This is a genomic window from Verrucomicrobiia bacterium, from assembly GCA_035946615.1.
Taxonomy (GTDB): Bacteria; Verrucomicrobiota; Verrucomicrobiia; order Limisphaerales; family UBA8199; genus DASYZB01.
Window position 1 is genome coordinate 39000 of record DASYZB010000035.1, and the last position, 8561, is coordinate 47560.

General features: G+C 59.0%; 8 protein-coding genes and 1 other RNA gene. 1 reads left to right on the plus strand and 8 read right to left on the minus strand.

All coding sequences use genetic code 11. The features are described 5' to 3' along the window. Positions 1 to 19: 19 nt before the first annotated feature. The 3 genes from VG146_05555 to VG146_05565 all read right to left on the minus strand — a co-directional run bounded on the left by VG146_05555 (position 20) and on the right by VG146_05565 (position 3593). Complete coding sequence (locus tag VG146_05555; GenBank protein HEV2391814.1) at positions 20 to 1303, minus strand: C39 family peptidase; 1284 nt, start codon at positions 1301 to 1303, stop codon at positions 20 to 22. A 92-nt stretch (positions 1304 to 1395) separates the two neighbouring features. Then, on the minus strand, positions 1396 to 2721 hold the full coding sequence (locus tag VG146_05560) for an MFS transporter (protein HEV2391815.1): 1326 nt from the start codon (positions 2719 to 2721) through the stop codon (positions 1396 to 1398). After that, entirely contained in the window at positions 2718 to 3593 is an 876-nt protein-coding gene (locus tag VG146_05565; protein HEV2391816.1) for a rhomboid family intramembrane serine protease, read from the minus strand. Before VG146_05565 ends, VG146_05560 begins: the two co-directional genes overlap by 4 nt. A gap of 637 nt (positions 3594 to 4230) precedes the next feature. Between VG146_05565 and VG146_05570 the strand changes: the two genes are divergently transcribed. Continuing rightward, positions 4231 to 4947 carry a hypothetical protein gene (locus VG146_05570; GenBank protein ID HEV2391817.1) on the plus strand — a complete coding sequence of 239 codons (717 nt, stop codon included), beginning with the start codon at positions 4231 to 4233 and terminating at the stop codon, positions 4945 to 4947. Here the strand turns inward: VG146_05570 and VG146_05575 are convergent. The 5 genes from VG146_05575 to ffs all read right to left on the minus strand — a co-directional run bounded on the left by VG146_05575 (position 4915) and on the right by ffs (position 8503). Further along, the gene (locus VG146_05575) at positions 4915 to 5550 is read right to left on the minus strand and encodes an HAD family phosphatase (protein ID HEV2391818.1); all 636 of its coding nucleotides are present in this window, start codon (positions 5548 to 5550) and stop codon (positions 4915 to 4917) included. The genes VG146_05570 and VG146_05575 overlap by 33 nt on opposite strands. Positions 5551 to 5560: 10 nt before the next feature. Then, the gene (recR, locus tag VG146_05580) at positions 5561 to 6160 is read right to left on the minus strand and encodes a recombination mediator RecR (GenBank protein HEV2391819.1); all 600 of its coding nucleotides are present in this window, start codon (positions 6158 to 6160) and stop codon (positions 5561 to 5563) included. A gap of 10 nt (positions 6161 to 6170) precedes the next feature. Continuing rightward, a complete protein-coding gene (locus VG146_05585; protein HEV2391820.1) occupies positions 6171 to 6482 on the minus strand; it encodes a YbaB/EbfC family nucleoid-associated protein in 312 nt (103 codons plus the stop codon). A 46-nt stretch (positions 6483 to 6528) separates the two neighbouring features. Then, a complete protein-coding gene (dnaX, locus tag VG146_05590) occupies positions 6529 to 8319 on the minus strand; it encodes a DNA polymerase III subunit gamma/tau (protein HEV2391821.1) in 1791 nt (596 codons plus the stop codon). Between the two features lie 87 nt (positions 8320 to 8406). Beyond that, positions 8407 to 8503: signal recognition particle sRNA small type (gene ffs, locus VG146_05595), an RNA gene on the minus strand. Positions 8504 to 8561 lie beyond the last annotated feature (58 nt).

An 8561-nucleotide genomic window follows, 5' to 3' on the forward strand; every position in this document is an offset into this window, starting at 1 on the left:
TTGGAGTTCATCGGTAAAATCAATTCGGATGAACAATTGTGATTCGCTGATGAGCGGTCCAGGAATCCCAGTGGCCGAAGCGGTCTTTGGGGATTTCCGAGTCTTCCGGGTACACGAGGTAGGCGGTCTGGTGAGAATAGGCCCAGGCATAAACGAGATTGCGGCGAGGGAAAATCTTGCGGACATTTTTGGAGGTCCCTGGGTCGTTGATGATTGGGTCGCCATCGGGAGTGAAGCCGACGCACACCACCAGATGACCATTCGGACCGGGTCCCTTGCCCCGCAGCCGATCGTAGCAGACCGATAGGCCAACCGGGATGCCCTGGGCGATCCACCCCTCTAATTCGGAGAGGTCGCTCATCCGGGTCACATACGCGCGGAGAGGCCGCATCGAGCCGGCATAGGCCATGTTGAAAGACCAGTTGCCCGTGCCCTGCCATTGGGAGTCATAGACCCCGTCGGCCACCTCGGGCACGTTGTGGTCCAGGTCAGGACGGTGCAGCCGCTGGGACCAATAGGCCAGGAGCATCGAAACGGTGGTCGGACTGCAGAGCACTTTGCCGTTGGGATAAGCCATTTGGCTGCGCTCGGGCACGGGAAGAATGGTTCCCCAGGCGGCGCGGTTCGCCGCCAGGGCGGGCGGAGAAGCATTGGTATCGCTCAGGCACATCCCCAGGAATTTCAATTTCGGTCGAGCGAGGTCATCCCCGCCCAGGGTCAGCCGGATTTGCAGCCGCTGGGCCGGGCGCCTGAGAATCAGGGTATCCGTCGAAACATCGCCGTCGGAATCTTTCTGTTCTGAAACGCTCTGGCGGGGAAAGCGGGCCGGATTGCTCGACCACAGCCCCATCGTGTAAAACTTGGTTGCGCCTTCTAGATAGATGGCGCGCGCTTCCACCTTTAGAAATGTGCCGTCCGGCGCATCAGCATTCCAGGAGGTGATTAATTCATTAAAAGGGATTTGCGCCTCGATTACTGGCGACGTGAGGACAAGCTCGCCAATTTTGACGCCACGGGTCTTTTCGAAGCTGCCAAACCGGTGGAAACCGATGAACTGAGCGCCGCGCGCATCGAGTTGAGAAGCAGCGGTGATATTGCCAATAAAGCTGAGAACTGTGAAGAGCAGAGCGCCATTTAAAAGGGCGTCTGCGCGAATACGAGAAACGTGGAGCGGCAGGGCTTGCCGCGAAGTATCGGGAGTGCGCCTCAATAGGACTCTTTTTGAAGGTGTCCGCCAGGCGGCAAGCCAACGCGCCGGCCAACGGCGCGACACAGACGAGTCGCGCGCTTCGGTTGCACTCATGGCGAGTTGTGGACATCGAGAATTCATAAGGTTCCAAGAGTTTGCCATCTCGGTTGAGGTATGTCGCCTGGAAATGACCGCAGAGGGCTGCTTCAATGATTCACCACCGGCATGGGCCGGTTGTCTTGCTCCGCCTGTTGGAGGGCTTCCCGGTTGCGGATGGGTTTGAGACAGAACAGGCCGGCGAGTGAGAGTAACAAGAGAACTGCCAGCCCGGCGTAAAGCGGAAAGTAAGACCCGGGCCTCGCCGCCGCTTCCCCAAGTTGCCTCACTTTCACGCCTGCCACCCAGTGCGAGAGATTGCCCAGGATACCGCCTGTCATTACGAAGAGCCCGAAAACACGTCCCCTGACGCTGTCCGGGACCGCTTCCATAATGGCCGCTTCAGTCATGGGGTAACTGGCCATGAAGAAAAAACCGTATAGGAAGTACACGGGAATTATCCAATGCGCAGGCACGTGAGGCAATAGGGCAATCATCGCGGCCGCCGTGATGATAGCGACGGTCACCCAGCGCTTGCGGCCTCGATCGCTCAAGCTGCCGAACAGCGGATTGCTGATGATGGCCGCCAGGTAAATGCCGCTCAGGGCCAGGCCGGTGAGTTTCGGGTCAAAACCGTGCGCCTTCTGCAGGAACAAAGAGCCCAGGCTCCCCATCCCCGCCCCGGCAAAGTCACGAAGGCTGAAGGCGAAGCAATAGGCGCCGAAAAAGCCCCACAAGGGCAACGTTGGGAACAGGGCCTCGGCGCGCTGGTGCTCAGGAGCGGTTGCTGGGCGTTCCTCATCGGCCAATAACGCGAACAGAATTGAAACCGCGACGCCGAGCAGCCCCAACTCGAGCACTGGCCGCCGCCAGACAGCCGAACCCAGGGCCGGTTCCAGCATCGTGGCGCGCCAGCCGCTGTAGATTGGCCCAACGAAAAACCCGGCTCCGGCTCCAATCCCGACCAGGCCCAGCGCTTTGCCTGTCGTGCGCGGAAACAGCCGCGCGATCATCGCCGTTGCGGCTGGATGATAAAAGCTGCCTCCCAGTCCTGCCACCACGACCGCGGCAAGCGCCCAGCCGTAGCTTGGCGCCAGCGATAGCGCTGCAAAACCCAGACCGTTGATTGCCAGCCCAATTGCCAGCATCCGCTTTCGGTTATACCTATCCGCAAGCACCCCGATGGGATAGCTCGGTCCGAAGCAGGCCACCAGCAACACGGTCAATAGGAGTGTGGCCTGTCCAACACCCTGCAAGCGCAGGTCCTTTTGAATCAGCAGGTACAGTGGCAGTAACGCCACCTGGTACAGGTGCGTGAACGCATGCAGAACCCCTGTCAGCCACAGCGTTCGGGCTTGATGCCGCCGGTCGGCCTGTCGAGCGATAGCTCCAGGTTCGAGGGGCTCATCTTGTTGTCCCAGGTCCAGGTTTCTCATTTGTATCGCGAAAGGGCGTGCCACCACGGCCAAAGGACGAGAGCCGTAAAAGCCACCCCACACAGGATGTTGAGTTTCACATTAAAAGCGGGTCTGGGCACGAAGCTCAGGAGTGCCCCAAAAACTGTTCCGGCGACAAAGCCGCCGAAGTGGGCGCGGATGTCCGTCTCGGGGCCGAATCCAAGCAGCACGAACAGCAGCACACCGCCGATAAGCCCGATGACAGCATACTTTGCGCTGTGAACGTCTTTCGGCCCGTGTCTGAAGGATTGAGCCGCTAACAAGCCCAAGGCTCCCATAACCATGCCCGAGGCCCCAAGGCTCCCCGGTCCGGGCGAGAGGAGCCAAACGAGCCCATTGCCGGCGACCCCCGCCAGGTAAGCCCCCAGCAAACCGATACCGGTACCGTAACGGGCCATGGCCAGCCCCAGCAAGGTAAAGCCGAAGATGGCATTGCCAGCCAGGTGGGCCGGGTCGGCATGAAGCCAAATCGAAGTAAACAGACGCCACCATTGGCCATGGCTCACAGCGACACCCTGCATCACGCCAACCGAGCGGAGGTCACGGACCTGCGCATCCAGCCAGTAAAACACGCAGATCAAAAACACCCATGCCAGGCTGGCCCAGTCAAAGAGCACCCGGCCTTGGAACAGGTCCTGACGCCAGCCCCAACGTCGATTCTCAAACTCGTAGAGGCGAATCGCTTCCACTGCTTTCTCATTATCCGGTTCGGGGACCACAAGCTCCCAGGCCCCGGTTTCAGGGGAATGCTCGATGGTGCTTTCGATGCCCTGGCTGATGAGCACCAGGCTCCAGTCCATGGCCTGGCGCCGCGAGCGCGCCGCAATCCGGCCCTGTGCGGACTCATTCATCTATTCAAAATGTAGCGCAGGAGCGGCACAGTAGAAGCTCCTCAGCGTGGAGGCAAGGTAAAGGGCCTCCTCTGCCTCCTCTCCCCCGGCCTAATGACAAAGCCCAAGCAACGAGCCGCCATTCCTGAGTGTAGGAGACAACGTAAGGAGTCTCTGATCAACAGCTTCCAGGTGAAGCAAAGGCCGTCGGCAGCTAATCTTGATCAGAGTAATCGGTTAGTGACGGCGGGCGCGGCCGCCTGAAGGCGGCGTTCCGCATGTCCGGAACGCCGGCTTCAGCCGGCAGCCTCGTCGTCACTGAGGCATTACTGATCAGAGACTCCTTGCGTCGTCTCCTACAAAGGTTTGGAACTCGCCCTATGAGGCAGGCCCCTGGCCTGCAAGACGCAGCGACGGCCTCTTTTCCCAGGCCGCTGGCCTGGGCTGGTATAAACGAGGCCTTTGGCCTCGGGGTCGGCTCATTAGGGTGTCACATAGCGGAAATGGGAGTGGAATTCCATGCATTCTTGAGTGTAAAGGATACTTTTCTTGGAATGCATTTTGCTTTATAGTACCGCGAACCGGCTAACAGCGCCTTTGGGTGCTGAGGTAACAGGCGCAGTCAGACGATTCGTCAAATGAATTGAGATTAAAGACGATGAAAATGATTCAACCCAATTGTCGGGCGCAATTTGCTGCGGAAGACATCGAGTTCATACTTTCTGTGCTCCGTGGCAAAATCGGGACAGCCGAATGCCTGATACAATTGCTTTCGGACGAGGAGTCGAGAGATTTAATCCTGGACGACGAAACTCTGCTTCACGCGTTGCTCGAAAGGCGGGGATGTCTGCGGGTCACCACGCGTTTTTACTTCTACATCCTGGTGCGCCATGTGTTTCGGCGCTCGGATATCCAGGACAGGGGGGTCGCGGATTATGTGGCCGAGGTGCTGGCGGAATTTGCGCGTTCGGAACGGGCTCGGTGCACTGTGCCTGGCCAGGCCAACCCATTGGACTACTTTTTTGAAATGCTCACGGCTCTCAGGACGGCTGATGAGCGCGCCAGCTTCTTCATCCGCGTCCATATAGGCAATTATTCGCTATTCCTCTCAGGAGTTTTCCCGGAGCGCATCCGCTTTCGCGCTGAAGCCCGGGGCTATCCGGATTTGAAGTATTATGAGGGCTTGGGCCGGACACAATATCGTGTGGCAAGCGATCACCGATTAGCCCATCGCTATGAACTGACCGAGATTCTGAGCACCCTTTCAGAGCGCTTTGGGGCCACACGCCTGGCGCTGAATGATATCGCCGAACGGCTCTTTTCTCTGGGTGATACCGACTATTCACTCGAAGCGCTGCTGAAAAACCAAGGCTGAGGTTGGAATTCCAAGCTTCTGCATCGCCTCTCGCGTCTTCTCTGGTGTCTCCTGCAAAATCGTCTGCCAGCCGCGTGCGGCGCCCGTGGCGATATTCTCGGGCCGATCATCCACGTAAAGCAGGTCTGCGCCGCGTCTGCCGGTCTGCTTTTCAACGACTTCATATAACTTCGGGTCGGGCTTCATCCAGCCGTGTTCATACGAAAGGATGTAGCCGTTGAAATGCTTGAAAAAAGGAAAGCTCCGGCGGATATGGCGCACCGCCAGCTCGTTGGTGTTGGAAAAAATGTAGGTTGGAATCGAGCGTCGTCGCAATTCAGCCTGGATTTGGATCATGGGCTCAATCGGAGTAAAGACGTCTCCGAACGTCTCGCCGAATTCATCCTGGCTGCCGCAGAAACCGCTGGCATCGCACACCTCGCGATAGAATTGCTCGTTGGTCACCAGGCCGGTTTCGTAGCGATAAAGCAATGGCGAGGTCGCAAGGAATTGGACGATGTCCTGGGCGTTCATCTTGCCGCGTGCGGCGATTTTCTGCGCCGCAATGCCATAATCAAAATCGACCAGCACCTTGCCCAAATCGAAAACAACAGCTTGAATCATTCGAGAAAAACTAAAGTTCGCGGCGCCCCTCCAGGGCGCGGCTGAGGGTGATTTCGTCCGCGAATTCCAAGCCGCTGCCGGCAGGCAAGCCATGGGCGATTCGCGTGACCTTCAGCCCGGCGCGCGCGAGGCGCTTGGCCAGGTAGAAGCTGGTTGCATCGCCTTCGACATCCGTCCCCAAAGCCAGCACCACTTCCTTAATCGGCTCGCGGCCAAGGCGGCTTTCCAAGTCCGCAATGCGCAAGTCCTCCGGCTCGACGCCATCGAGGGGCGAAATCTTGCCCCCAAGGACATGATACTTGCCACGGAAAGTGCCTGATTTCTCGATGCTCAAGATATCCACTGGCCGTTCGACCAGGCAAACCAGCGAGGCGTCTCTGCGAGCGTCGGCGCAAATGGGGCAGGGGGATTGCTCGGTGAGCGCCCCGCAAATGAGGCAGAATCCAACCCGCTCACGCGCGTTGAGCAGGGCCTCGGCGAGCTGCTTGACTGTCCCGGCCTCGGCTTGCACCAGGTGCAAAGCAATGCGTTCCGCCGAGCGCGGACCAATTCCAGGCAGCCGCGCCAAAGCGCTAATCAGCGACCCAACCGGCTCAGGCAGAATGGACATGCTCTCCGGCTCAAGTCAGGCCAGGCAAATTGAAGCCGGCGGTGACCTTGCCCATTTCAGCAGTGGAAATCTCTTTGGCTTGGCCCAGCGCCTGGTTGGCCGCGCTCAGGACCATGTCTTCGAGCAACTGCGCGTCAGCGGGATTAATCGCCTGCGGATCGATCTTGATTGAGGCAAGCGAGCCGTCGCACTTGGCGACCACCTTGACAGCTCCCCCGCCGCTGGTGGCCTCGACGGTACGCTTGGCCAGGTCCTGTTGAATCTGCTCCATCTGCTGCTGCATGCGCGCAGCCTGTTTCATTAATTTGCCAATGCTCGACATGGGGTCAGTGGGTTAAATTCGTTAAACGGTTTTTCACAACAGGTTCTTAAGCGCGGACATCCACGATTTGCCCCCTGAAAATCTCGAGGGCCTTTTGAATCAGCGGGTCATTTTTGAATTCGTCTTTGTTGAATGGCACGGATTCGGTTTTTTCCTTTGGCGCAGCAGCGTTCGCTTGGGCTTTTGGGATAGGGTCAGGCGCCGTCTTTGGCGCTGGGGTATGCGCGGGTTCTGAAGGCCCAGGAGGCGCTGTGGGGGCAAGGGATGAGGCCACCGGAGCGTCGGCTTTTATGAATTTGATTTGCGCATGGGGATGGCCCAGCTCAGCAAGTTTGGTTTGCAGCAGCGTATGATTGCGCGCGTTATCGACAAGCCCAAGGTGGTCCTCGAATTGCGGGTCAAAACCAATCGTGAGCACGCCCTTTGTAAAGGAAACCGGATGGGCATCGAGCAGGTAAGTGCGCGTAAAGGCGCTCACACGGCCAACCGCTTCGACCAGGTTCAGCCACAGGCCGCCCAAGTCATGCTGCGGCGCCGGGCCGCCAGGGGCCGGTTGTTCGTGCATTTGGTCTGCAGCCGGCGTCAAGGGTGGCGCTGTTCGCCCGGGTTCAGCCAAATCCATTGCGGCGCGGAAGGGCTTCGGTCCGGGGGCCGGCGCCTGAGAAGGAACCGGGATGCTGACCACCTCGCCGCCTTTGTCCTCGCGCAGGGCCTCGAGTTGCTTGAGCACCGTATCGATGCTGACCGCATTGCGGGCTTCGATCGATTTGAGCAAAGCCACTTCGATCAGGATTTTCTTCGAGGCAGCATCGCGCAGGCGCATTTCGGTGTCTCCCAGGACCTCCATCATGCGGGTGACGGCTTCTGGTCCAACCATTTTGGATTGGGCCGCCAACGCGGCGGACTCCGCCTCAGAAACCTCCAGCAGTTTCAGGTCTCCCCCTGAAACCTGGTGAATAAGCAGGTTGCGGAAATGGTTGAGCAAATCGCTCACGAGTCGGCCCAGGTCTTTGCCATGAACCGCCAGATCGTTGAGCTGGCGCAGGGCTTTTTCAACCTGGCCTTCCAGGACCGCCTGGGCCAGCTCCAGAAGCTGGGTTTGGCCGGTAAGGCCGAACATCGAAAGGACGTCCGCCTCCTGGATTGTATCGCCACAAAAGCTGATGAGCTGGTCGAGGGTGGACTCCGCGTCGCGCATCGCCCCTTCGGCGCCTCGGGCTATCGCGTAGAGCGCGGCAGGCTCGATCTTTACTTGCTCGGTTTTGGCGATTTGAGCCAGATGCTGGGCAATCAAGGCCGCGGGAATGCGGCGCAAATCAAAACGCTGGCAACGCGAGAGAATGGTTGGGAGGACCTTTTCCGGGTCCGTTGTTGCGAACATGAACTTCACGTGCTCGGGTGGTTCTTCGAGGGTCTTGAGCAACGCGTTGAATGCCGCCGTGCTGAGCATGTGTACTTCGTCAATGATGTAAATCTTGAACCGGGAGCTGGCCGGCGCGTATTTGCAGGTCTCGCGCAATTCGCGGACCTGCTCGACGCCGTTATTGCTGGCGCCGTCGATTTCCAGCACGTCCAGCGAGCGGCCTTCGGCAATCTCCCTGCAGCGCGGGTCCGTCTCGTCGAACTCCGCCTTGGGGCCATCGGTGCAGTTCAGGGCCTTGGCAAAAATGCGGGCGATGGTGGTTTTGCCGGTGCCTCGGGGCCCGCAAAAGAGATAGGCGTGGGCGATGCGCTTTTGTTCGATGGCGTGTGAGAGGGTGCGCGTGACATGCTCCTGCCCCACCACATCGCTGAAACGTTGCGGCCGGTACTTGCGGGCTATGACTTGATAGCTCATTCAGATGCGCCTTTGCGGCTTTTGATTGTTGGACAAGCGCCAGCCAAGGCGCCCTGGTTTCGCATTCCACGCCGCATTCGAGTTTATGAACGCCAGGGTGACCACGGCAGACGCAGAGCAAACTACCGTTGCTGCCTTCCGGCCCTGGCGGGGTTCGTAAGTCCACATTCCATGGGCCCTGGCAAGGCTCAATGTGCCGCAGCGCAAAGGGGGGTTCAAGGAGATTCGCCTGCCTGCCCCCC